Origin of the sequence: Prevotella sp. (assembly GCF_036570325.1) — a bacterium.
Classification (GTDB): domain Bacteria; phylum Bacteroidota; class Bacteroidia; order Bacteroidales; family Bacteroidaceae; genus Prevotella.
On record NZ_DATCYK010000024.1, the window covers coordinates 1 to 26,307 of the forward strand.

A 26,307-nucleotide genomic window follows, 5' to 3' on the forward strand; every position below is an offset into this window, starting at 1 on the left:
GGAAACGACTACGTAAGTCTTAGCGGTCAGAACTCAACCAACATTTACTATCAGTGGGAAAACTTCGCCAACTACATGAAACAGATAGGCCTTCACACCGTGACCGGCATGGTGGGTATGTCTTATCAGGAGTCGACGAGCGACTATACCAGCGGCAATCTTAGTGCCAACAATGAGGACGCCATCAGGAAAAACGACCCTCTGTTCTATTATTTGAACTACGCTTCCACCTCATCTACTAAGGGCACGGGTGGTGAGAAAAACCGTTCGGCCAAGTTATCGTACTTCGGTCGTGTGGGATATAACTACGCCAACAAGTATTTTGCGCAGTTCTCACTGCGTGCCGACGCAGCCGATCTCTCCAAGTTGCCCACAACCACACGCTGGGGCTACTTCCCCGCGGCGTCATTGGGCTGGACTGTCTCCGAGGAACGGTTCTTTGAACCTCTCCGTAACACCGTTAACAGCTTGAAGCTGCGTGCCAGCTGGGGTCAGAACGGTAGCTTGGCGGCCCTTGGTGGCTACTCTTACAGCACCGACATGGCGCAGGGTGGCTTCTATCCTTTCAGCAGTGGCCTCGACTATACCAACGCCGTGCGCCCCTCGACCATGGGTAACCCCGACCTGAAGTGGGAAACATCGGAGCAAACCAACTTTGGTCTTGACACCTATCTCTTCAACAGCAGGCTTAACTTTAGCGTGGATTACTTCGTCAAGAAGACCAAAGACCTGCTTGTAAGTGGCACAACGCCATCATTGGAAATCGGTGGTTCTACGTCTCCCATCAACGCCGGAAACGTTAGCAACAAGGGTCTTGAGTTTGAACTCGGCTGGCGCGACCAAGTGAAAGACTTCCACTACAGCGTGAAGGCCAACTTGGCTACCCTGACAAACAAGGTTACCTACATCGATCCTTCTATCACCCGGTTGTCCGGTTCGGGCTTCCATACCTATACCATTACCTACTTTGAGCAGGGTTATCCGGTGTATTACTATCGTGGTTATAAGTTTACGGGCATTAATCCCGAGACCGGTAATCCCACCTTTGCTGACCTTGATGGCAGCAAGACATTAAATGATGGCGACTTGACCGACATCGGCGACGCCATTCCCGATTTCACCTATGGTATTACTTTGACCGCCGCTTGGAAGGGATTTGACCTTACCGTCTTCGGAACGGGCTCACATGGAAACAAGATTTTCAACTGTGTGAACCGTCCGGACTACCCCGCTACCAACAAGCTGAAGGACTTCTTCTACACCGATCGTTGGACTCCCGACCATACCAATGCCACCCAGCCCAAGGCCGGAGCGGCCGATATGGATAAGTATGCCGTATCCGACGCGTTGGTATTCGACGGCTCTTACTTCAAGATTAAGCAGATACAGTTAGGTTATACCTTGCCAAAGAGCCTCATACGCAAGGCCGCTCTCAACAACGTACGCCTCTATGTATCGCTCGACGACTTTGTTACCATCACCAAGTATAAAGGTTTCGACCCCGAGGCTTCTACCAATGCCACCTCAGGTATGGGTATCGACAAGGGTGCTTACCCGCTTTCTAAGAAGTTAGTTTTAGGTTTCAACATCGAATTTTAATAAATAGTCAATACAATGAAAAAGTCTTTTATATATATAGCAATGGCGTCTATGCTGCTGACAGGTGGCCTGTCAGGTTGCGAAGACCGTCTCGACATAGCGAAGCATGGCAATATGGGTGGCCAGTCGGACTTCTATAAGACCGACCAAGAGGCCAAGGAAGCCCTCGCCAGTTTATATACTACGCTGAAAGGTACGTACTATAACTGGTTCTTCATGAAGAACTGTCTGTCTGACGACGTATGGGCCGGCGGTGGATCGCGTGGCGATAATGCCGGCATGGAGAAGCTCAACGAATATACTTTTGGCTCGGATGACGGTATTGTGACCGGTTATTACCAAAGTTTGTATGGCGTTATCTACCAAGCTAACTTGATAATTGAGCAGGTGAAGGATGACAGTCCTGAAAAGAAACGCTGCATCGCAGAGGCTAAGTTCTATCGTGCTTGGGCCGATTTGGAGCTTGTTTCCATGTGGGGAACGGCGCCCATAGTTGACCATCTGCTGGCTCCCAACGAGTATCGGCCCGGAAATTCCAAGCCCGAAGATATGTGGGCTTTCATTGAGAAAGACCTTACGGAGGCCATCAACTCCAATGCGCTGCCGTCGAAGACCAACGCCAACGATCAGGAGACGACCATTCGGGTGACCAAGGAGCTGGCCGAGGCGCTGTTGGGCAAGGCTTATGTGTTCCAAGGTAAGTACAAGGAAGGCGCCGCGGAGCTGGAAAAGGTAATCAGTTCGGGTAAGTACGCGCTCTTTACGGGTGAATACGACATGATGTTACACGCTGTGAATAACAATAATTGTGAGTCGATGATTGAATGGCAGAGCCGCAACGACACCAAGCAAGCCGGTAGTTTCTTGTCAATGACGTACATTATGCAAGGTTGGCGCACTGATCATTTGCAGTACAGTGGTCAAGCTGCGGCCGAGATAGCGCAGGGAACATACGGTTTCTGCTCACCCCGCAAGTCGCTGTACGACGCTTTCGTGGCCCATGAAGGTAAGGATGGCTACCGTTTGAAGAGCACTATGCGCACGTATGAGCAAATGGAGGAGTATGGCATTAAGCTGCATGCAGGTGTTTTTCTGCCGGGTAATGAAGGCTATTTCTTTTGGAAGAACCGCATGCTTCAGAGCGACCTGATTACCAATTTCCCCGCATTCCAAACCATGCAATACACGGATAACCGTGTGATGCGCTACGCCGAGGTGCTGTTATTGGCCGCTGAGGCCAATCTTCAGGCCGGTAACAAGGCCAAAGCATTGGAGTATGTGAACCAAATTCGTAAGCGTGCGAAGTTGAATCCGCTCACCGACGTGACGATGGAGACCATCAAGACCGAGAAAAGACTGGAGCTTTGCCTCGAAGGTGTGCGCTATCAGGACCTTATTCGTTGGGGTGACGGCGAGAAGATGTTAGGTCAGCAGGGCAAGGAAATCCCATCGTTCACCACTCAAGGTGTGGAATGGAACTATAAGAACGATTCTTATGGATTCAAGGAGCGTAACAAATTGCTGCCGATTCCTTTGAAGGAAATCGACCTGAATCCAAATATCAAGCAGAATCCTAATTGGTAATCCTTTTAAATAAATACAGATGAAGAAGATAATATTAACCGTAATGCTGGCCATTTTTGCGATGGCCGGCTACGCGCAGCAAGCTTTGACTTGGGGACAAAGCCAATTGGTGTCGCCCCAAGTGAATCAAGACAACAGTGTAACCTTTCGTATGATGGCCCCGCAGGCACAAAAGGTGCAGATAACGGGTGACTTCCTGCCGACGCAGAAGGTAAAAACTCCCATGGGAGAGTACGACGCTCCGGGCGTGGTAGACCTTACCAAGGACGAAAAAGGGGTGTGGTCATTCACTTCAACGGCACTTTTGCCCGAGCTTTACACCTATAATATAATAGTGGATGGGGTGAAAGTAACCGATCCGCTCAACGTTTATTCCATCCGAGACATCAGCAGTGTGTTCAATGTTTTCATGGTAGGAGGCGGCAAGAAAGGCCTTTATCAGGTGAATAAGGTGCCCCACGGCACTGTTTCAAAGGTATGGTATAACAGTCCGACGGCCGGTTTGACGCGTCGTTGTACGGTTTATACGCCTGCAGGTTACGAGACCAGCAAGGAGAAATACCCCGTTCTGTACTTGCTTCATGGCATTGGTGGCGATGAGAACGCATGGAGTGAGCTGGGACGTGCAGCCCAAATCATGGATAATCTCATAGCGCAAGGCAAGGCAAAGCCCATGATCGTGGTCATGACCAATGGCAATATATCGCAGGAAGCGTGCCCGGGAGAGACTTCGGAAGGCTTTAAGGTGCCCTCAATGATGTTGCCTAAGACGATGGATGGCTACTTTGAGCAGGCTTTCCCCGACGTTATTAAGTTCGTGGAGAGCACCTATCGTGTGCAGAAAGATAAGGCTCACCGCGCCATCGCCGGTCTCTCAATGGGTGGTTTCCACTCTTTGTTTATCTCTATCAACAATCCTGACACGTTCGATTACGTGGGTTTGTTCTCCGCGGCGGTAGATCAGGGACAGAAAGGTGGTGTCCAGTCTATCTACGAAAACCGCAATCAGAAGATTGACAGATTATTCAGTGGTCGCCCGAAGATGTTTTGGATTGGCATAGGAAAGACCGATTTCCTTTATAAGAACAACACTGATCTGCGTAAATATTTGGATTCCAAGGGTCATAAATATACCTATTTGGAAACCGACGGCGGTCATATTTGGCGCAACTGGCGTATCTATTTAAGCGAATTTGTTCCTAAATTGTTCAAGTAAAAATACGAAAATAAAATCATGAAGTTAGGTAATATGATTATCTGTGCTGTGACCCTATTGTGTGGTCACAGCACTATCGCAGTCTCGCAGACCCGTTTGCGTGCCGACAACATTGACGAAGTGGTGAAAGAAATGACGCTCGAGGAGAAGTGTCATTTGGTTTTGGGCTGTGGAATGGGCTTTGGTCGTGAAGTGAAATTCCCCGGAACAGCCGGCAGTACTTATGCTATTCCCCGCTTGGGAATACCTTCTACGTACTGCGCCGATAGCAATCAAGGGCTTCGAATGAGCGCTCACCGCGACTATGACAGCCGTGATTACTACTGCACGGACTACATGACGAGTATCACTTTGGCCTCTACATGGGATAAAAAGGCTGCTTTCACCATCGGAAAGGGTATCGGTAACGAGACGAAAGAGTACGGATTGGATTGGATTTTGGCCCCAAGTATGAACTTGATGCGCAATGTTCTGTGCGGACGAAACCACGAATACTATTCCGAAGACCCATACTTATCGGGTACTATGGCTGCTTATTACGTGCAAGGCATACAAAGTGAGGGCACGGCAGGCTGTATCAAGCACTTCGCAGCTAACAGTCAGGAGACCAATCGCAATGCCAATGACAGCCGAATGAGCCAGCGTGCCTTGAGAGAACTGTATCTCCGGGGCTTTGAATTGGCCGTGAAGCTCGGTAATCCTTGGACTGTGATGACGGCATATAATAACATCAATGGCAAAGCTACGTGCGAAGATGTGGATTTAACGGAAACTATTTTGCGTAAGGAATGGGGCTTTAAGGGCCTCGTTGTGTCCGACTGGAACGCCGGTAAGGACGCTTCGCTCTCCATGGTGGCCGGTAACGACATGCTGCAACCGGGCCAAGACCGTCAGTTTAACAAGATATTGGAAGACGCAAAGAGCGGAAAACTCCCCATGTCTATACTCGATCGCAATGTAAAACGCATATTGGAATTTGTTGTAAGAAGCCATAGCTTCGCCAACTATCCTTATTCCAATGAGCCCAATCTTAAGCAACATGCTGCCGACGACCGTGCCATCGGGGCGGAAGGAATGGTGTTGCTCGAGAACAATGGCGTGCTCCCGTTCGCAGCCAACAGTACTGTGGCCTTGTTTGGATATACCAGTTATGAGATCATTCCGGGCGGAACGGGCTTCGGAGGCACGATGGTGGGCCGCTATACCGTATCTTTGGTGGAAGGATTGCGCAACGCCGGCTTCACGGTTTACAAACCATTGCTCAATCAGTATAAGCAACACATCGCCGCGGAGCAGAAGCGTCTTTATCCCAATGGTCTGCCTCCGTTCTCTCTCCGTCCGCTGAACAGGGCCGAAGAAATCAATATGACCGACCAACAATTGGACGAAGCGGCGGCAAATAGCGCCGTGGCTGTCATCACATTGGGTCGTAAGAGTGGTGAAGCCGCCGATAGAACAGTTGATGAGTTCAATCTTTATGAAAAGGAATTGAAGATGATCAAGCAGGTGAGCGAGGCTTATCATAAGGTTGGAAAGAAAGTAGTCGTACTGTTGAATGTGTGCAGTCCGGTGGAAACAGCTTCATGGAAACATCTTGTTGACGGCATTATTTGCACATGGCAGAGCGGGGAACAAGTGGGAAACAGCATGGCCGACGTGCTTTCAGGTAAGGTTAATCCTTCCGGTCGTTTGCCGATTACATTCCAAAATAAATATGGCGACGCAGCTTCCGACCGCAATTTCCCCTCTGATGTGAAAGATACGAAAGATTTGGCCACGATGTATATGTGGGGCGGTGATAAGAAAAATGTGAAGCGTGAGCCCAAAATCAATATCGACTTCACCAATTATGATGAAGATATTTACGTGGGTTACCGTTATTTCGACAGCTTTAACAAGGCCGTGAGCTACCCCTTCGGCTATGGATTAAGCTATACTACATTTGCTTATGAGAATGCTAAGATAACCCAACAGAATGAGAAATATATCGTCACTGTTGACGTTGTGAACACCGGAGACAAGGCAGGAAAGAACGTGGTAGAGCTTTTTGTGGCCGCTCCCAAGAGCAAACAACTCAACAAACCCGCCAAAGAACTGAGAGACTATGCCAAGACAAGCCTGCTACAGCCCGGCCAACGTGAGACCGTTAAGCTGGAAGTTGCCCGTGAGGACTTGGCTTCGTTCAACGAAAAGGCCTCGGCTTGGGTTGTCGATGGTGGCAACTACCATTTCCTTATCGCCTCTTCGGTAGATAAGGTAGAGGTGGATTTGCAAGCCAAAGTTAAGCCCATGCGCACCAAGGTGAACAATGTGATGGCGCCGAAAGTGAAACTTAATCTTCTCCGAAGATAAATTATGATGAAGCAATTGATTCTTTCCGGAATATTAGCGCTGGCAGCTCTTCCGCTGTCAGCGCAGTGGAACCGCATTCCTACGCCCAATGACACGCTCCAATCGGTGCGCCAATTGGGCAATGGAACCGTAGTCCTGAGTATCTATGCGCCTCAAGCCAAGCAAGTAAGCATAGCCGGCGACATCATGCCTTGGGGCAAGAAGCTCGACGTAAAGCGGGCTGATAACGGGGTATGGTCGGTTGTTGTGCCCGAGGTTAAGGACGGAGTATATCGTTATAGCTTCGTTGTCGACGGGGTAAAGGTGTACGATCCCGCTTCGCCGACAGCCGGTGAGACCTCGGCTTTGGCCTTTGTTGGAAACGAGAATGTGTTTTACGCCATGAAAAAAGTGCCCCATGGTGCCGTGGCCCAGCGCTATTACGAGTCAAAGAACCTCAAAACCACCCGCCGATTACATGTTTGGACGCCCGCCGGTTATGAGAAGTCTACCGACAAACTGCCCGTGCTTTACCTGATTCATGGCGGTGGCGACACCGATAACTCATGGCCCGGAGTGGGCGCCGCGGGCTTTATTCTCGACAATTTGTTGGCCGAAGGTAAGATGAAACCCATGATTGTGGTCATGCCCAATGGCAGTATTCCCGCCAAAGACCTTGAGGGTGAGGTTCCCTTGTTCGAGGAAGACCTCGTCCGAAGTATCATTCCTTTTATCGAAAACAACTACCGTGTGCTGGCCGATAAGGACCATCGGGCCATGGCAGGCTTATCGATGGGTGGCATGGAAACCCTTGAGACCATGCTCAAAGACTACGATAAGTTTGGCTATTTCTGGGTTCTTAGCTCGGGATGGTTTGCCAATAACAAGGCAGCTTACGCCAATTACCAGCAGCAATTGTACAAAATAGCCAAGGGATTCAACAAAACGGTGCGCCAATTGGTGTTCACTCAGGGAGGCCCCGAGGACATAGCGTATCAGAATGGCAAAGCTATGTTGGGTTTATTCGACAAGGCCGGCATTCGCTATGAGTACTCCGAAGCGCCCGGCGGACACACTTGGTACACATGGCGAAACAACCTTTACACGCTGGCCCAGCGCCTTTTTAAATAACAAAACTACCTATTAACAGCCAAAACCATACATTATAATATAACCTATGAGAACAAAAGACCTATTAACATGCGCTTTGATAACGTCGTTAGGCATATCATGCGCGCCGCAAGTCAAGAATATTGACAAGCAAGACATCCTTGGTAAGCTCTCCTTAGAGGACAAAGCCCACTTCGTTATCGGTACGGGCATGGCCGGAATGAGCGGCAACGACGCCGTCATCGGTGCCACCAAATCGCTCGTGCCCGGTGCTGCCGGAACCACATATCCGCTCGATTCATTAGGCATTCCGGCCATCGTGTTGGCCGACGGACCGGCCGGACTCCGCATCGACGCCCATCGCAAGGGCGACAGCGCTACCTATTTCTGCACCCATTTCCCCATCGGTACGCTGTTGGCTTCTACTTGGAACCAGCAACTTGTTGAGGAAGTAGGCAAGGCTATGGGTGAAGAGGTGAAGGAATATGGCGCCGACGTGCTGCTCGCTCCTGCCGTTAACATCCATCGTAATCCGCTCAACGGTCGTAACTTCGAGTATTATAGCGAGGACCCCGTTGTGGCCGGAAAGACCGCCGCGGCCTATATCCGTGGTATACAGAGCAACGGTGTGGGAACAAGTATCAAGCACTTTGCTTTCAACAATCAGGAAACCAACCGTATGAACAACGACGCCCGCATCTCGCAACGGGCCATCCGTGAAATCTATCTCAAGCCTTTCGAGATAGCCATCAAGGAAGCCGACCCATGGACCGTTATGTCTTCATACAATAAAATCAACGGAACTTACACCTCGGAGAGCAAGGATCTGCTCACCACTATCCTGCGTGATGAGTGGGGATATAAAGGAACGGTCATGACAGACTGGTTCGGTGGCAAGGACGGAGCTGTGCAGATGTGGGCCGGCAACGACATGTTGCAACCCGGAAAGGCCGAGCAATTCACCTCGATTGTCGAAGGTGTGAAGACCGGAAAGCTCAAAGAAGCCGATCTCGACCGCAATGTGGAGCGCATACTCAACCTTATTGAGAAGACACCACGCTACCAAGGCTATAAATATAGCAACAAACCCGACCTCAAGGCCCATGCCGCGGTGACCCGTCAGAGCGCTACCGAGGGTATGGTATTGCTGAAGAATGAGGCCCAAACATTGCCTATCGCCACGAAAGCGGCTGATACCAAGGTGGCCCTTTACGGCTGCACGAGCTATGACTTCATAGCCGGCGGTACCGGATCGGGCAACGTTAACCACGCTTATGTCGTGTCTTTGCTCGACGGACTCAAGAACGCGGGCTATCAGGTGAACACCGATTTGCAGAAACAATACACAGCTTATATTGCCAAAGCTAAGGCCGAGGCTAAAGCTAAGATAGAGGCGATGGTGAAGAAAGACAAGCGTGCCGCCATGGTAGCTATGTTCCTGCCTTCCGCTTTGCCCGCGGAAATGAGCATAGAGCAGGCTCAAATGGAGCAACAAGCCCGGCTTTCCGACGTGGCCATCATCACGTTGGGCCGTATCAGCGGTGAGTTTGTTGACCGCAAGGTGGCCGATTTCAACCTTTCCACAGAGGAAAAACAACTCATTTCACAAGTTTGCGACGTGTACCATAAGGCCGGTAAGAAGGTCATCGTGTTGCTTAACATCGGTGGCGTGATAGAAACCGCTTCATGGAAAGACATGCCCGACGCCATTCTTTGCGCATGGCAGGCCGGTCAGGAGGGTGGAAACTCCGTGGCAGATGTACTTAGTGGCAAGGCTTCTCCATCGGGTAAGCTCACCATGACATGGCCCGTGAACTTCGCCGACGCCCATTCTTCAAAGAACTTCCCCATTGACAAGACGCCCGACCTTAATCTTACGAACCAAGGAAAGGCCGGCAACAATGAGAAAGACGTGGACTATACCAACTACGAAGAGGACATCTACGTAGGTTATCGCTACTTCGACAGCTTCGATAAGGAAGTGTCTTATCCCTTCGGATATGGCTTGAGCTACACTCAATTCAACTATTCTGACGCCAAGGTCGACGCCAAGGCCGACGCCATCAGCGTTACTGTAACCGTTAAAAACGTAGGTAAGGCCGAGGGCAAGGAGGTTGTTGAGCTTTATGTGGCTGCTCCCAACAGCAAGCAACTCAACAAACCCGCCAAGGAACTCAAGGCCTTTGCCAAGACCAAGAGCCTGAAACCCGGCGAAAGCGAAACCGTAACGCTGACCGTGAAGACGGCCGATTTGGCTTCGTTCTCTGACGACGCGTCGGCTTGGAAGGTTGACGCGGGCAAGTATGAGCTGCTCATCGGCGCTTCGTCACGTGACATCAAGGCTACCCTCGCGGCTGATGTGAAGGCACAAGAAACCAAGGCCAACAACGTGTTGCAGCCCAAAGAGAAATTCAATACACTGAAAAGAAACTAAACAAATAACTTGTTATGAAGAAAAGAATACTACTGACAGCCAGCCTCGCCCTCATATTGGGCGTGGCCGGCATGGCCCAAGAAAAGCTCTTTATGGGCGTTAACGTAGAGTCACCCGTCAAGAATGCCGATGGCACCGTTACCTTTAACCTCTTCGCTCCCGACGCTATGAAGGTGAGCGTAACGGGCGATTTCCTGCCCACGAAGAAGATACAGACCCCTCGTGGCGACTATGACGCACCGGGAGTGGCCGAACTCGTGAAGAACGAAAAAGGCCTTTGGAGTTTCACCACGCCCAACGCACTGCCCACGGAGCTGTACTCTTACACCATGAATGTGGACGGAGTAAATATCAACGACCCGTCAAACATCTATCGCAACCGTGACATCACGACCTTCAGCAACATATTTATCGTCAGCAAAGAGAAAGGCGACAAGGGCGATCTTTATAGCGTTAACGAGGTTCCCCATGGTGATTTGGCCAAGGTGTGGTACCCCAGTCCCACGCTCAAAATGAACCGTCGACTGACCGTTTACACCCCCGCGGGCTACGATAAGGGCAAGGCTTACCCCGTGCTCTACCTGCTCCATGGCGCCGGTGGCGACGAAAACGCGTGGTCGGAGTTGGGTCGTGCCGCGCAAATTCTCGACAATCTTATCGCTACGGGCAAAGCTAAGCCTATGATAGTAGTCATGCCTAACGGCAATCCTAACTGCCAAGCAGCGCCCGGCGAGTGGTCTTTCGGCATGTACACTCCGTCCTTCATGGGCAACTCGGGGCCTAAGAACAAGCCCGTAGCCAGCATGGAAGAGAGCTTTAACGACATTGTGAGCTATATAGACAGCCACTATAAAACCATCAAGAGCCGTGCCGGACGCGCCGTTTGCGGACTGTCGATGGGTGGAGGCCATACCTTTGGCATTAGTCGTTTGTATCCCACGGAGTTCGATTACTACGGTCTTTTCTCCGCAGGGCTGGGCATTGGCCGCCGCATGGATATGCAACAGCGCAAGCCTCTCTACGATCAGATGAAGGAAGACGCCACTTTCCAAGCCCAAATGAAGAAGCTCTTTGCCAGCAATCCCAAGCTGTATTGGATAGCCATTGGCAAGACCGACTTCCTCTATCAGGCCAACTGCGACCTGCGGAAGTATCTTGACGAGAACAAATATAAGTATGAGTATCTCGAAACCGATGGCGGTCATATTTGGCGTAACTGGCGTATTTACTTGACGGAGTTCGCCCAGAAACTGTTTAAAGGTAAGTAATTGGCCTTTTAACGCTTTAAAACCGCAAGGAAAAACATTCTCCCCTCTACCCAAGGAGGGGAGGAATTGATAGATTAAAAAGTATATAAGGGAAATAAGGAGGTGGCAATCATCTCCTTATTTTTTTGTATATGGCCCTTCGAGGGTGATGGTTTCGTGGGGCGATAGGGTGGAGGAAGGGCTTGCTAATGTCAAGAAAACTGACATATTTTTTATACTTCCGTACTCCCTCATCGGGCTAACCGCAGGGCCGAGAGTGAGCCATGAAAAGGTAGAAACGTAGGTGCTATGTTTTAGAATCGGTGCTCTTATCGGCTGAAAGCTATGCTTCGACCCAATGAAGGCAGTGCTTCGGCAAGGCTGAAAGCCCGTTTTCGTACAGTCAAAGTGCGAAAAAATGCTTCTCAAAGCATGCTTTTAACAGCCTTAAAATACAGTGGTTAGAAGATGGAAAATGACATCCTATTGATTATCAACACTTTGTGAAAACGTAAATCCTTGGCGTTTTTCGTATCAATCACAAATTATTTTCAAATAACGCAGTCATGAATGGCTTTTTGTAAAGATTATTCTGAATGGGTGGGCGTGGGTGATGGCTGGAATAAGTGCCTATTTATGGGATTGTCGGAAAGAGGGAAAATATTTTTTAGAAGACCGTGCAAGATTTGACGTTTGTGGCAGTTAAAGAGGTAGGAGAGGGACTGAAATCGAACAATTTTGGTGCTTCCCGGCCTTCAGGGCTTGCGAAAGGGAGCTGTGAACTTTGGAGAGTAGGGGATGGGAAAGACTGAACTATCAGGAAAAATCCTGCGGATAGGCCTTTGAGCCTTGCTGATAAATCATGGAAATGGCAATTTAATTTTAATCAATATGAAGCAAATTAATTATCTGATTCTTGTTTTGCTGGCCGTCATGGGCCTGCTGATGGTAAGTTGCGGCGATGATGAGGGGCTGCGGTTCACGAAAGATGAAATTGTTGGAGGCGACGTGCTGACGGGGCGGCAGATACCGTTAGCGCATAATACGCTTAATGTTTACACCACCGAGGAGGGCAGCGTTAACGTGCAGGGAGCCTCGGGTAAGGTGTCGGCCGTGTCGTCCGACGAGCAGATAGCCACGGTTCGGTGCGTCAATGAGGGGCAGCGGATGGTCGTGGTACATGGCGTGAAGGAGGGAAAAGTGAGCGTCTGCGTTACCGATGGCAAGGGACAGACGGCCACTTTCGTGGCGGTGATAACCGATGTGGCCAAGTCGTGGCACGTAAGAATGGTGATGACGACCGAAACAATCATGGATTGCAGGGTTGAAGGGGCGTCGCCGGCCGATTCCATGGCCATCGTTGAGGACGCGAAGGTACGTTTTGCCGGCCTGAAATATGTGGTTCGGCTGCGTACTTTTTTCCCTACGAACCTTTTAAAAATAACAATTTACAACAAGGACAACGAGCCGTTGGAAGAACATTATGCCGTGGTGGACGTCAAGCAGGAGGACAAGGCGGCCACACTCCGTTACGAGTTGTTCGATAAAGGAGCCGAGAAGCCATTGGAAGTCATGACGTTCGACCCTAAAAAAGGCTTTGAGCGCGATGTCGTTCGCTACTACCGGGAGCGCTATCCGGGGCTGAAGAGCGTGTTGCTGCGCATGGACATGAACGTCAATAGTGGACTGTAACGAACCGATTTCAGCGTAATAGCTTTGGTCGTTTGGATAGATTGTGTTATTTTTGCAGCATGATGAAGACGATCAATGAACTGCAAGACGAGGTCATCGAGGAATTTGAGGATTTCGATGATTGGATGGATAAGTACCAAATGCTCATCGATTTGGGCAACGAATTGGCGCCGTTGGACGATAAGTACAAGACGGAGCAAAACCTGATAGACGGCTGTCAGAGCCGGGTGTGGGTGCAATGTGACTACCGTGAGGGCTTCTTGGAGTTCACGGCCGAGAGCGACGCCCTCATCGTAAAGGGCATTATAGCCCTGCTTATCCGTGTGTTGAGCGGCCATGCGCCCCAAGATATTCTTGACGCCGACTTGTATTTCATCGACCGTATCGGCCTGCGCGACCACCTATCGCCCACCCGTAGCAACGGCCTTTTGGCCATGGTGAAGCAAATAAAGGCCTACGCGTTGGCCTATTCAGCCCGCTAAGCCATGCGCAAACTAAAGACCATAGAGATGAACCGCCTCACGGTGGAGGAGTTCAAGGAGGCCCCGAAGTTGCCGCTTGTGGTGGTGCTCGACGACGTGCGCAGCCTTTACAATGTGGGAAGTGTGTTCCGTTCGGGCGACGCATTCCGCATTGAGCGTATCTGTTTGTGTGGTATCACGGCCACGCCGCCTAATGCCGAGATTCATAAGACGGCCTTGGGAGGCGAGGACAGCGTGGATTGGCGCTACTATGAAACTACCGAGGAGGCCGTGGAAGCGCTGCGAGGCGATGGCTATTTCGTGTATAGCATAGAGCAAGTCAAGGGTTCTACGATGTTACAAGACCTTGGTGAGCGGCTCATGGGCGCGCCCTCGGGCCGTCGTTACGCCGTGATTTTCGGCAATGAGGTAAAGGGTGTGAAGCAGTCGGTGGTCGATTTGAGCGACGGTTGTTTGGAAATTCCGCAGTTCGGAACCAAGCACAGCCTCAATGTCAGCGTCACCGCGGGCATTGTTATATGGGAGTTTGCCCGCCATTTGCTGTTGGGCGATTCCCCGGCCGAATAGCTTTCGACATGCTCATCCGGCCCTTTGCCGGTTTGCTTTTCATGGATAAAATCATTAACTTTGCAAACAATAACCAACCATTCGATTATGGAACAGACATTATTAATATATAACACGCTGACTCGTCGTAAGGAGAAGTTCGTTCCCCTGCATGCTCCCAACGTGGGCATGTACGTCTGCGGTCCCACCGTTTACGGCGATCCACATTTGGGCCACGCCCGTCCGGCCATCACGTTCGACCTGCTTTTCCGCTATCTTAAGCACTTGGGCTACAAGGTTCGCTACGTTCGTAACATCACGGATGTGGGCCATTTGGAGCACGATGCGGACGAAGGCGATGACAAGATTGAGAAAAAAGCGCGCTTGGAGCAGCTCGAGCCCATGGAGATAGCCCAGCACTATACCAATCGTTACCATGCGGCCATGGACGCGCTCAACGTGCTTCCGCCCTCCATCGAGCCCCATGCCACGGGTCATATCATAGAGCAGGAAGAGTTGGTGAAGCAGATTTTGGCCAACGGTTATGCCTATGAGAGCAATGGCAGCGTGTATTTCGACATTGAAAAATACAATAACGACCATCAGTATGGCATTCTGTCGGGTCGTAACTTGGAGAATATCATCAACGAGAGCCGCTCTTTGGCCGGCATAGGGGAGAAGCGCCATCAGGCCGACTTTGCCCTTTGGAAGAAAGCCCAGCCCGAACATATCATGCGTTGGCCCAGCCCTTGGGGTAGCGGTTTCCCCGGATGGCACTGCGAGTGTACGGCCATGGGGCGCAAATACTTGGGCGACCACTTCGATATTCATGGCGGGGGAATGGACTTGGTGTTCCCTCATCACGAGTGTGAGATAGCCCAAGCCGTGGCCAGTCAGGGCGATCAGATGGTGCGTTACTGGATGCACAACAACATGATAACCATCAACGGACAGAAGATGGGTAAGTCGTTGGGCAACTTTATTACCTTAGAGCAGTTCTTTACCGGCCGTCATGACAGTTTGGAGCAGGCTTACAGCGCCATGACTATTCGCTTTTTCATCCTCTCGGCCCACTATCGCAGCACGGTGGACTTCTCCAATGACGCCCTCAAAGCCAGCGAAAAGGGATTGGAAAGACTGATGAACGGGTTGTCAGACTTGGAGCGTGTGCCAGTGTCGGCGCAGAGCGATGAGCAGACGAAGGCCTTTGTGGCTGCGCTGCGGGGTCGTTGCTACGACGCCATGAATGACGATTTCCAAACCCAACTCGTCATTAGCTACCTCTTTGAGGCCTGCCACGTCATCAATACACTGCTCGATCACAAGGCTGCTATCGACGCCGAGAGCCTTCGGGAACTGACGGCGACCATGCAACTGTTTGCCTTCGACCTGCTGGGCTTGAAGAGTGAGCAGGGTGCCAACAACGCTTCGCGTGAGGAAGCCTACGGAAAGGTGGTCGACATGGTGCTCGATTTGCGTGCCAAGGCCAAGGCTGAGAAGAACTGGGCCGTGAGCGATCAGATCAGAGATGCGCTGGCCGAAGCCGGCTTCGAGGTGAAAGACACGAAGGACGGAGTGACATGGCGCCTCAACAAATAGCAGTATTTATATTGACATAACACAAAAATACCGGCCACGGAGGTAGTCGGTATTTTTTTTATTCCTTATCTGAAGAAGTATGGCTATCATTCATTTACAATCGTTATCCTATCCCGGCGTGGAGGTATTCAGTCGTCTTACCGAGGCCCAATTGCGCAATCGGCTTCATCCCGACGACGCTCTGATCATCGTGGAAAGCCCCAAGGTCATCACTACGGCGCTCGATTCGGGCTGTGAGCCCGTGGCTTTGCTGTGCGAGGAGCGCCACATCGAGGGTGACGCGGCGGACATCATAGCCCGTTGCGGCGACATTCCCGTCTATACGGGGCCCCGTGATTTGTTGGCCACACTGACCGGATATACCCTTACGCGTGGAGTATTGTGCGCCATGCGCCGGCCTTGTCAGCCTACGGCGGAGCAAGTTTGTGAGTCTGCCCGGCGAGTGGTGGTGATCGATGGAGTGACTGATACCACGAACATTGGAGCCATCTTCCGTTCCGCTGCGGCGTTAGGTATCGACGCGGTGCTGTTGACCCATACGGCGTGCGACCCGCTCAACCGGCGTGCCGTGCGTGTTTCCATGGGCTCGGTGTTCCTCGTTCCGTGGGCATGGGTGGACGATTCGGTGGCGTCATTGCGTCAATTGGGCTTCAAAACAGTGGCCATGGCGTTGACCGACCGCTCCATTTCGCTCGACGACGAGGCCTTGAAACGGGAACAACGCCTTGCCTTGATCATGGGAACGGAGGGCGATGGGCTGCCCGAAGCTACCATAGCGGCCGCCGACTACACCGTCCGTATTCCCATGGCCCATGGAGTTGACTCGTTGAACGTGGCTGCCGCCAGTGCCGTTGCCTTTTGGGAATTGCGCTGCCGATGACCCTTGATGTTCCCACGATGCGGCTGTGGCCTTTATCTCACGGCCTCTATCGTGTATGTAAACGATATTTAAATAGAAAAAGAAGTAGAATAGACCGGGCAGGAGGGAGGTTTTGGGTTGGCCGATGTGAAAAAAGCGGGGCGGAAACGATTGATATACAAAATATTTCCGTACTTTTGTCATACAACGATTTATTATCTTTTAGAGGAAAACCAAACGACGATTTCATCGGAATTAAAACCATAGCATGAAATGAAAGAAACTAAACGAGCAACCTTCTTGGTAGGAACGATGGCGGCAGGGGCCATCTTACCCTTCACGGCATGGGGGCAGAAACCCATGAACATTCTGTATATCATGAGTGATGACCACTCTTTTCAAACCATCAGTGCCTATGACAACCGGCTTACCGAGACGCCCAACATCGACTGGATAGCACAAAACGGCGCACGGTTTACCAACAGTTTCGTGGCCAACTCATTGAGTGGACCCTCCCGAGCCTGCATGTTGACGGGCAAGCACAGCCATGCCAACGGCTTCACGGACAACACCAAGACTTTCGACGGCAGCCAACAGACGTTCCCGAAGCTGCTGCAAAAGGCCGGTTATCAGACCGCCATCGTGGGCAAGTGGCACCTTACGTCGACCCCGACGGGCTTTGATTATTGGGACGTGCTGGTGGGGCAGGGCGATTATTACAATCCTAAGTTCATTAATAACGGCACGCCCGTGCGCCGACAAGGCTACGTTACCAACATCATAGCCGACATGGCCATCGACTGGATGGACCATAAACGTGACAAGACAAAGCCCTTCTGCCTGCTCATGCACAACAAAGCGCCCCATAGGGTGTGGAGTCCTGACACGTGCGACCTCGACTTGTATAACGACAAGGTTTATCCCTTGCCCGATAATTTCTACGATAATTACGAGGGACGACCGGCCGCGGCCAAGCAGGAAATGAGCATTATAAAGGACATGGACCTCGTTTATGACAACAAAATGGCCGATAAGGAGAATGAGATTCATTCCAACCGATGGCTTGAGGAGGCCGGACGGGCCAACTACCTGCACATGACCGCCTCGCAGCGGGAGCAGTGGGACCGCCATTACGAGCCCATTATTCGCAAGTTCAAGGAGGCCGGACTGACGGGAAAGGCACTGGCCGAATGGAAATACCAGCGCTATATGCACGACTACATGCGGGTGGTTCATTCGGTCGATCGCAATGTGGGACGGGTCATCGATTACCTTCGGAAGAGTGGTTTGCTTGAGAACACGCTCATCGTTTACACCTCCGATCAGGGCTTTTACATGGGAGAACATGGTTGGTTTGACAAGCGTTTCATGTATGAGACCTCGTTTCGCACGCCGTTGCTGATGTATCTGCCCGGTGGAAAGCGGGGTGACATCGACGCGATGGTGCAGAACATCGACTATGCACCTACCTTCTTGCAACTTGCGGGGGTAAAGGTTCCGGCCGACATTCAGGGCCGTTCGCTCCTGCCACTGCTGAAAGGAGAGAAAAAGCGTGGGTGGCGCAAGTCGCTGTATTACCACTATTACGAGTTTCCGGCCGAGCACTCGGTTTGCAAGCATTACGGTGTGAGGACCCGTCGCTACTCACTCATCCACTTCTATGACGACATCAATGCGTGGGAACTTTACGACTTGAAGAATGATCCCGAGCAGATGCACAATCTCTATGGCCGCCCCGGTACCGAGAAAGTGACCGCCCGGCTGAAGAAGGAACTGCTGAAACTGCAAGAGGAGTACGACGATCCCATTCGCAACAGCCCATTGGCCAAGTGATGAAAAGCCCTTTTAAATGGGCCATTGATGACTTCTGAATAAGAAAAAAAAAGCAATAAAAGAAAGCCATATCTGCGTTTCGATAACGAGGCAGATATGGCTTTTGGTTTGTAAAGACCGTCGGTTGCGGCCTTGGTCTTAGAGGTTGTTGAGGGCGAAGTGGTAGGCTCCCAGCGAGATAGCCTTGCTGGCACCTTGCTTGCTCACGGTTATGCCCACACGCATCTTGGGGTCGTAGCTCACGGTACGGTCAGAGCCGGGCACCTTGATGGTGCGTTCCTCGCCACGGGCAAAGGATTGGAAGTCGGTCTCTTCCTCCAAGTTGTAAGCTGTAGTCTGCATGCGTGGGAAGCTGTCGCCGCCCAATGTGCCGATGGTTCCGTTGAGTTCTTTCACCAATGCGGGCAGAATGTACTTGGCAGCGCCGGCCAATCCACCGCCAATGACTACGATTCCATCGATGAGGGTCAGGGCTGTGGCGATGGCGTCTCCGGCCATTTCGCCCATCTCGGCAAAGGCTTTTTGGGCCGCTTCACGGTTGCCGGGCTTTTGTCCGTCGGCAATGAGGAAGATGTCGTAGGGCTCCAAGGCCGTTTCATCGCCCGACTGCTCACGGTAAACACGCTTTACGGCACGAATGCTGACGCTCTCTTCCACGATACATGCAGGGAATTTCTTGTTGCGAAGGCACCACACGTCGCCTCCGGCGCCGTTATCACCGGTCAGAAGTACACCATCGACAACCACACCGCAGCCAAATCCCGTGCCCAAAGTTATGCCGATGAGGTTCTTGTATTGCTTTTGGCTGCCGGCGGCTTTGAGCCTTTGGTTGATTTCGGGCAACGCTCCGGTCATCGCCTCGCCATAAGCGAAGAGGTTGCCGTCGTTATTGATGAATACGGGAATGCCGAACTCATCTTCCAAGCATGGGCCCAAGGCGATACCGCCGCGGAACGATGGGAAGTTGCCAAGGTCGCCTATAATGCCGTGAGCGTAGTCGGCGGGGCCGGGAAAGGCGAAACTGATGGCCACGGGAGCCTCGGTCAGCTTATCGATAACGGCGTGAAAACCTTTCTTTACGTTGCCCAGACATTTGTCGAGGTCATCGGCTTGGGCCGGCAAGCGTATGGGTTCAACGATTTCTTTGCCATTCTGAATGGCTGAAAAGACGAAGTTGGTACCGCCGGCGTCGAGGGTCAGTACAATGCAATTTTCTTTTTGAGTCATAAGTTTTTATAGGGTTAGTATATTATATTTGAGAGATAGTCCTTGGGTTAGGGCAGTAGGAGGATGTTTATACACCCTCCATACATTTCAGGTTTTGGGCCAATTGCTCCACGCTGCTGGCACCTACGAGCACGCTCGTGACGCCTTGCTGTTGCAGAATCCACTCCAAAGCTTTTTGCGACAGGGGCTTGTCCTCGGCTTGGGCTTCGCTCTGCCACTGTTGCAGTTGGGCGAGAAGCTCGGGAGTGAGGCGTGAGGAGGGCAGGGAAGTGCCACGCGACATGCGGCTGCCTTGTGGAATGCCGTTCAAATATTTATTGGTGAGCAGGCCTTGGGCCAGCGGAGAGAAGGCGATGAAGCCCACGCCGTTGTCGTGGCAGAAGCCGAGTTGTCCTTCCTCGATGGGTCGGCGGTCAATCATGTTGAGACATCCCTGATAGATAAGGAGCGGCGTGTCGTGGGCTTTCAGGTATTCATAACCGAAAGCGAGGGCCTCGGTGGGCCAGTTGCTGATACCCACGTAGAGGGCCTTGCCGGCCTTCACGACGTCGACCAGCGCCTGAAGTGTTTCCTCCAAAGGCGTGTTGGGGTCGTAACGATGGCTGTAGAAAAGGTCCACATAGTCCAAGTGCATGCGTTTCAGGCTCTGCTCCAGACTGGTGATGAGGTATTTGCGTGAGCCCCAATTGCCGTAAGGGCCGGGCCACATGTCGTAACCAGCCTTGGAAGAAATGAAGAGTTCATGACGGAACGGGCGGAAATCCTGCTCCATCAAACGTCCCATTGTCTCCTCCGCCGAGCCGTAAGGAGGACCGTAATTGTTGGCCAAGTCAAAGTGGGTTATGCCGTGGTCGAAAGCGTAATGGGTAATGGCGCGGCTGCGCTCGTAGGCGTCAACACCTCCGAAATTGTGCCAAAAGCCCAATGATACTTTAGGCAATAGGATTCCTGAGCGGCCACAGCGGTTGAAGATACGCTCGCTGTTGTCGTAGCGGTTTTGTGATGGTGTGTACATATTATATAATGTTTAGGGTAAATAATGCCAAGGACGGATCAGTCCAAGGCATTGAGATATTGGTCGATAAGTATTCGCATGCCTTCGCTCGCGCCCTTTTGGATAAAGGTGATAGGCTGCCGGCGGTCGATGGTTACGGGTTCCGGGTCGATGAGAAAGACCGGTGTGCCGGGACGGGTGAAGCGCAACAGTCCGGCGGCGGGATACACGTTGAGCGATGTTCCGATGATAACGAACAAGTCGGCCTGCTGCACTTCAAGGGCCGCGGGGTCTATCATGGGGACGCTTTCGCCGAAGAACACGATGAAAGGACGGAGCAGGGAACCGTCGCCCGATAGGGTTCCGGGGGCTACTTCGCAGCGTTCTTTAGGAAGGTCGATAATGTATTGGGAATTGTAAGGGTCTTGGCTGGAACAAACTTTCGTGAGTTCTCCGTGCAGGTGGATAACGTTTTGAGCGCCTGCTCGCTCATGGAGATTGTCTACATTTTGGGTGATGACGGTTACGTCGAACCGGTCTTGCAGGCCGGCGACAAGCCGATGGCCTTCATTGGGGCTGGCGTCATAGAGTTTTCGTCGCAGCATGTTGTAGAAATTGGTCACTAATGTGGGGTCCTCTTCCCACCCTTCATGTGACGCGACCTGCTGTACGGGGTAGTTTTCCCATAGTCCGTCAGTGCCGCGAAAGGTCTTGAAGCCACTCTCTACCGACATACCGGCGCCTGTAAGGAAGACAATCTTCTTCATAAACATAAGTATTAACAATGGCAAAAATAATATTTTTTTGCGATATGGCTGCTTTGGCGATGTCTAAAATAGATTAATTTATTTTGTGCTGTTCAATATTTCGACTATCTTTGCACCGTTTTGAAACACAGTGTTTTTGGACAATTTGATTTTTAATTCAAACAAATAAATAATTTTATGGACAAAGTAAGTTACGCTTTAGGCCTCGGTATTGGCCGACAGCTGTCACAGATGGGCGCCAATGAAATCGTAGTTGATGATTTCGCGCAGGCCATCAAGGATGTTATTGCTAATTCTGAACTGAAGTTATCTGACAGCGAAGCGCAGACTATCGTTAATCAATTCTTTGAGGAAAAACAAGAAGTGCAGTCTAAAGCCGCACGTGCTGAAGGTGAGAATTTCTTGGCCGAGAACGCAAAGAAAGAAGGTGTGGTAGTGTTGCCGAGTGGCTTACAGTATCAAGTATTGAAAGAAGGAACGGGCAAGCAGCCCAAGGCCACCGATCAGGTAGAGTGCCATTACGAGGGTACGCTTATCAATGGTCAGGTGTTTGATAGCTCTTATCAGCGTGGTCAGACTGCTACGTTTGGTTTGAATCAGGTTATCGCCGGTTGGACTGAGGGTGTGCAGTTAATGAAAGAAGGTGCCAAATATCGTTTCTTCATCCCTTATAATTTGGCTTACGGTGAGCGTGGAGCCGGTCAGAGCATTCCTCCCTATGCGGCACTCATCTTTGATGTGGAGCTGGTAGCTGTAAAATAAAAAAGGAAAATCATAATAATAAATAGACGAAACAATGAAAAAGCTTGCAATCGTAGCCGCAATGGCTATCGCAGCCGCTACCTTTACATCATGCGGCAACTCAACTCCAAAGGCTGATTTGAAAAATGATGTGGACTCCATGAGCTATGCCATGGGTTATTCTCAGACACAAGGATTCAAGGAATATCTTGTAGGTCGTATGCAGGTTGATACGACTTATATGGATGAGTTCATCAAAGGTATGAACGTAGGTGCCGCTGCCGGTGATGACAAAAAGAAGGCTGCTTACTATGCCGGTATACAAATCGGCCAGCAGATTTCTAACCAAATGATTAAAGGAATCAATTCTGAAGTATTTGGAACAGACTCTACAAAGAGCATTTCCTTGAAGAACTTCCTCGCAGGTTTCGTAGCCGGAACTACCGGTAAGAGCTCTGTGAAGATGACAATGGAGGACGCTATGAAGATAGCACAAACCAAGATGCAGGAAATTAAAGGCAAGTACATGGAGAAACAGTACGGTGCCAACAAGCTCGCAGGTGAGAATTTCTTGAAGGCTAACGCCAAAAAACCGGGTGTAAAGACCACTGCTTCAGGTTTGCAATATAAAGTCATAAAGGTTGGTAACGGTCCTCTTCCGAAGGATACGTCCATGGTTGTCGTTAATTACGAGGGCAAGACAATCGACGGTAAGGTGTTTGACAGCTCTTACAGTCGTAAGGAACCCACGTCATTCCGTGCCAACCAAGTGATTACCGGATGGACTGAAGCCCTCACACACATGCCTGCCGGCTCTGTGTGGGAGGTTTATATTCCTCAGAACTTGGCTTACGGTGAGCGTGAGCAAGGCCAGATTAAGCCTTTCTCTACTTTGATATTCAAGATAGAGTTGTTGCAAGTAAAATAATCACCGCTGTAAAGTAGTGTAATTATTTCTATCAAGCAAGATTGTCATTTCAATCAAGTAAAATAATCACTTCGATTAATGAAGAAAGTATTTGTTCTCTTTGTGTTGTCTTTAATCATTGCCGTTCAAGGCTCACAGGCTAAAGACAACAAGAAGGTGAAGGTGCCGGAGAAAGCCCGGAGCTTGAAACTTGTTACCAAAGCCGATACGTTGAGTTATGCCGCCGGTGTGACCATGACCAATGGTTTGCGCCCTTATTTGGAGCAGCAGCTCAAGGTTGACACGGCTTACATGGCCCTCTTTTCCAAAGGTTTCATGGAAGCACGCGCCAAGATGGGTGATAAGGAGTTCGATGCTTACGTGGCCGGAATGCGTGTTGCGCAGATGATAGCTCCTCAGTTGCAGAAAATGAGCGAGGATTTGAAGGCCGCTTCTGTTACTTTAGATAACCGAATCTTTGATGAGGCGTTCACTGCTGCCGCGTCGTCACAGCCTACACTCCTGCCCATGGACGCGGCCGAGAAGGTTTTTCGTTCGACAATAGAGGCAGCGTCGGAGGCCGCTTCGGCCGCTTATAAGCAGCGTAATGAGCAGTGGTTGCAGGAAAACGCGCGCAAAGCCGACGTGAAGACCACGACCAGTGGCCTGCAGTATAAGGTTATCAAGGCCGGTAACGGTCCCATGCCAAAGGCTACCGATAGGGTAACTGTTAAATATGCGGGCAAGACTATCGATGGTGTAGAGTTTGACAGCAGCTATAAGCGCAATCCGCAGACCACCACTTTCGGTTGCAATGAGGTCATCAAAGGATGGACCGAGGCCCTTACGATGATGCCGGTGGGCAGCAAATGGGAGCTTTATATTCCCCAAGAGCTGGCCTATGGTACTCGTCAGGCCGGTCAGATCAAGCCTTATTCCACCTTGATATTTACCGTTGAATTGGTAAGCATAGAGTCATCGCCTGCTAAAAAGTAATAGGGCAGCGATTCATAGCATAAGCAAAATGCGCGGAAAACGTAAGTTTTTTGCGCATTTTGTTGTTTATATCATTTATAATCTCTATTTTTGTCTAAGACATAAGATCACCCTAAAGACATTCTAACATGGATAAAATCGATAATTTAGACAAGAAGATTCTAAATATTCTCTCGAAGAATGCCCGAATACCTTTCAAGGATGTGGCGGCGGAGTGTGGTGTTTCCCGCGCTGCCATTCATCAACGAGTCCAGCACTTAGTGGAGAGTGGTGTCATCACCGGCAGTGGATTTGACGTGAATCCCAAGAGCATTGGCTATTCCACCTGCACCTATGTGGGGCTGAATTTGGAGCGGGGAAGCATGTATAAGAATGTTGTGGAACGCTTGGTGCAGATTCCCGAGGTCGTAGAGTGCCATTTCACGACAGGCCCCTATACGATGTTGGTTAAACTTTATGCCAAGGATAACGAGCAATTGATGGACCTATTGAACGGTCAGTTGCAAGAGATTCCCGGCGTGGTGAGCACCGAAACCCTCATTTCACTTGAGCAAAGTATCAAGCGAGAGATACCCGTGGTGATTTCAGATAAGTAAGATTAATCATTATTCCCTTGCGCTTTCGAGGGACTTTTTATGGAAACATTTGATTTGGAGTCGCATTTACAATCGATTTACGCGACGTATCCTGAAGCCAATCGCCGCCCGGTGATTGGCCTGACAGCTAATTTCAGTGATTTGGATTTAACCCTCCGTGACCGCTATTACAAGCAAGTGGTGGCTGCGGGCGGTACCCCCGTTGTCCTTCCTCCGCTGGCCCACCCCGATGTTATCATCAATACGCTGGACCATTTGGACGGTTTGATTCTGACGGGCGGGGCCGATTACAATCCCCTATGGGCCGGAGAACAACCCATGCGTGGGTTGGGCAACATCAATAAGGAGCGCGATTTGGCTGAATTATTGACTGTCCGACTGGCTTACAATCGGCAGATTCCGATGTTGGGAATCTGTCGCGGCATTCAGACTTTGGCCTTGGCCTTGGGTGGAAAAGTCACGCAGGATATTAATTCCACACCCCTTCAGACTGCTGATGCGGACTACCGTATCAAGCATAGCCAAGATGCGGCCCGCAACGAGGCCACCCATGTGGTGACATTACAGCCCGACAGCATTTTGGCCGACCTTTATCAAGCTGACCATATCTTCGTTAATTCCTTTCATCATCAGGCCGTCGCTGACTGCGGTAAGCGCTTTCGGGTTGTCGCCACAGCCCCCGACGGTATCGTGGAAGCCATGGAGAGCAGTGAGTTTAAGGACATCTTAGGCGTTCAATGGCACCCCGAGTGGCTGGAAGAAGACGGCTTGAAACTTTTTGAGTGGCTGGTGGGAAAGGCCAATGACTTTGCTTCTGCCAAGTCGTTACACCAAAACATCCTGACGCTCGACACCCACTGCGACACGCCGATGTTCTTTCCGCAAGGCGTGGAGTTCGGTCATCGCGACCCACGAATACTCTATGACCTCCACAAAATGACCGATGGACGTCAGGATGCGGTAACGATGGTGGCCTATCTGCCGCAGCCCAAGCCCGGTGAAGCATTCTCTTCACGGGTCGATTTGCAGGGAATCGCCACTCACAATCAGCGATTGGCCGAGCGATATATGACCACCGACAGCACGGGAGGACTGTGTATAACGCCCAAAGCCTACACCAACCTCATCTTCGATAAGATAGAAGACATCGTGAACGCCCACCATCGCCACGTGGCCCTTGCCCGCACGCCCCATGACCTTTACGAGAACAAGCGGTCAGGGCGCAAGAGTATCATGCTCGGTATTGAGAATGGGCTGGCCTTGGAGCACGATTTAGCCCTCGTCAATCATTTCAAACAGCGTGGCGTGGTGTACATAACGTTGTGCCATAACGGCGACAACGACATCTGCGATAGCGCTCGTGGCAGCAACACCCATGGCGGTGTAAGTCCCTTTGGTGAGCAAGTCATTCGGGAAATGAACCGTTTGGGCATTATGGTCGACCTTAGTCATGGTGGTGAGAAAAGTTTTTACGATGCGTTGGAAATTAGTTCCAAACCGATTGTTTGCAGTCACAGCAATGCCAAAGCCCTATGTGATATGCCCCG

The 26,307-nt window shown here is 50.9% G+C and carries 21 protein-coding genes; 18 read left to right on the forward strand and 3 right to left on the reverse strand.

All coding sequences use genetic code 11. The features are described 5' to 3' along the window. From VIR50_RS01955 to VIR50_RS02015, 13 genes are all read left to right on the forward strand, one after another. On the forward strand, positions 1–1,599 hold a 1,599-nt coding region (locus VIR50_RS01955; RefSeq protein ID WP_331933471.1), incomplete at its 5' end, for a SusC/RagA family TonB-linked outer membrane protein. A gap of 15 nt (positions 1,600–1,614) precedes the next feature. Further along, on the forward strand, positions 1,615–3,183 hold the full coding sequence (locus tag VIR50_RS01960) for a RagB/SusD family nutrient uptake outer membrane protein (RefSeq protein WP_331933472.1): 1,569 nt from the start codon (positions 1,615–1,617) through the stop codon (positions 3,181–3,183). A gap of 19 nt (positions 3,184–3,202) precedes the next feature. Further along, entirely contained in the window at positions 3,203–4,399 is a 1,197-nt protein-coding gene (locus tag VIR50_RS01965) for an esterase (protein WP_331933473.1), read from the forward strand. Between the two features lie 33 nt (positions 4,400–4,432). After that, positions 4,433–6,751: a glycoside hydrolase family 3 C-terminal domain-containing protein gene (locus VIR50_RS01970; RefSeq protein WP_414703516.1), complete on the forward strand. Its 2,319-nt coding sequence runs from the start codon at positions 4,433–4,435 to the stop codon at positions 6,749–6,751. A 3-nt stretch (positions 6,752–6,754) separates the two neighbouring features. Beyond that, a complete protein-coding gene (locus VIR50_RS01975) occupies positions 6,755–7,861 on the forward strand; it encodes an alpha/beta hydrolase-fold protein (protein ID WP_331933475.1) in 1,107 nt (368 codons plus the stop codon). 46 nt (positions 7,862–7,907) lie between these two features. Continuing rightward, positions 7,908–10,274, forward strand: coding sequence for a beta-glucosidase family protein (locus tag VIR50_RS01980; RefSeq protein ID WP_331933476.1), 2,367 nt, complete (start codon positions 7,908–7,910; stop codon positions 10,272–10,274). Between the two features lie 14 nt (positions 10,275–10,288). Beyond that, positions 10,289–11,542 carry an esterase gene (locus VIR50_RS01985; RefSeq protein WP_331933477.1) on the forward strand — a complete coding sequence of 418 codons (1,254 nt, stop codon included), beginning with the start codon at positions 10,289–10,291 and terminating at the stop codon, positions 11,540–11,542. Positions 11,543–12,412: 870 nt separating this feature from the next. Beyond that, on the forward strand, positions 12,413–13,213 hold the full coding sequence (locus VIR50_RS01990; protein WP_331933478.1) for an Ig-like domain-containing protein: 801 nt from the start codon (positions 12,413–12,415) through the stop codon (positions 13,211–13,213). Positions 13,214–13,275: 62 nt separating this feature from the next. Continuing rightward, entirely contained in the window at positions 13,276–13,695 is a 420-nt protein-coding gene (locus VIR50_RS01995) for a SufE family protein (RefSeq protein WP_331933490.1), read from the forward strand. Between the two features lie 3 nt (positions 13,696–13,698). Beyond that, positions 13,699–14,262 carry an RNA methyltransferase gene (locus VIR50_RS02000; RefSeq protein ID WP_331933479.1) on the forward strand — a complete coding sequence of 188 codons (564 nt, stop codon included), beginning with the start codon at positions 13,699–13,701 and terminating at the stop codon, positions 14,260–14,262. A gap of 87 nt (positions 14,263–14,349) precedes the next feature. Next, positions 14,350–15,840 (forward strand): cysteine--tRNA ligase, encoded by a 1,491-nt coding sequence (gene cysS, locus VIR50_RS02005; RefSeq protein ID WP_331933480.1) that lies wholly within the window; start codon positions 14,350–14,352, stop codon positions 15,838–15,840. 79 nt (positions 15,841–15,919) lie between these two features. Then, the gene (locus VIR50_RS02010; protein ID WP_331933481.1) at positions 15,920–16,720 is read left to right on the forward strand and encodes a TrmH family RNA methyltransferase; all 801 of its coding nucleotides are present in this window, start codon (positions 15,920–15,922) and stop codon (positions 16,718–16,720) included. Positions 16,721–16,972: 252 nt separating this feature from the next. Continuing rightward, positions 16,973–18,532: a sulfatase family protein gene (locus VIR50_RS02015; RefSeq protein WP_414703515.1), complete on the forward strand. Its 1,560-nt coding sequence runs from the start codon at positions 16,973–16,975 to the stop codon at positions 18,530–18,532. Positions 18,533–18,670: 138 nt separating this feature from the next. On the opposite strand, the gene VIR50_RS02020 is transcribed toward VIR50_RS02015, so the two are convergent. From VIR50_RS02020 to VIR50_RS02030, 3 genes are all read right to left on the reverse strand, one after another. Beyond that, a complete protein-coding gene (locus VIR50_RS02020; protein WP_331933482.1) occupies positions 18,671–19,759 on the reverse strand; it encodes an ROK family protein in 1,089 nt (362 codons plus the stop codon). Positions 19,760–19,826: 67 nt separating this feature from the next. After that, positions 19,827–20,774, reverse strand: a complete 948-nt coding sequence (locus VIR50_RS02025) for an aldo/keto reductase (RefSeq protein ID WP_331933483.1) — start codon at positions 20,772–20,774, stop codon at positions 19,827–19,829. 38 nt (positions 20,775–20,812) lie between these two features. After that, positions 20,813–21,520 (reverse strand): SIR2 family NAD-dependent protein deacylase, encoded by a 708-nt coding sequence (locus VIR50_RS02030; RefSeq protein WP_331933484.1) that lies wholly within the window; start codon positions 21,518–21,520, stop codon positions 20,813–20,815. A gap of 177 nt (positions 21,521–21,697) precedes the next feature. On the opposite strand from VIR50_RS02030, the gene VIR50_RS02035 reads away from it, so the two are divergent. From VIR50_RS02035 to VIR50_RS02055, 5 genes are all read left to right on the forward strand, one after another. Then, positions 21,698–22,282: an FKBP-type peptidyl-prolyl cis-trans isomerase gene (locus VIR50_RS02035; RefSeq protein ID WP_331933485.1), complete on the forward strand. Its 585-nt coding sequence runs from the start codon at positions 21,698–21,700 to the stop codon at positions 22,280–22,282. A 34-nt stretch (positions 22,283–22,316) separates the two neighbouring features. After that, positions 22,317–23,189 carry an FKBP-type peptidyl-prolyl cis-trans isomerase gene (locus VIR50_RS02040; protein WP_331933486.1) on the forward strand — a complete coding sequence of 291 codons (873 nt, stop codon included), beginning with the start codon at positions 22,317–22,319 and terminating at the stop codon, positions 23,187–23,189. 78 nt (positions 23,190–23,267) lie between these two features. Beyond that, positions 23,268–24,164: an FKBP-type peptidyl-prolyl cis-trans isomerase gene (locus VIR50_RS02045; RefSeq protein ID WP_331933487.1), complete on the forward strand. Its 897-nt coding sequence runs from the start codon at positions 23,268–23,270 to the stop codon at positions 24,162–24,164. A gap of 128 nt (positions 24,165–24,292) precedes the next feature. Continuing rightward, positions 24,293–24,760: an Lrp/AsnC family transcriptional regulator gene (locus VIR50_RS02050; protein WP_331933488.1), complete on the forward strand. Its 468-nt coding sequence runs from the start codon at positions 24,293–24,295 to the stop codon at positions 24,758–24,760. Between the two features lie 39 nt (positions 24,761–24,799). Beyond that, a partial coding sequence (locus tag VIR50_RS02055; RefSeq protein WP_331933489.1) for a gamma-glutamyl-gamma-aminobutyrate hydrolase family protein occupies positions 24,800–26,307 on the forward strand: 1,508 nt, incomplete at its 3' end.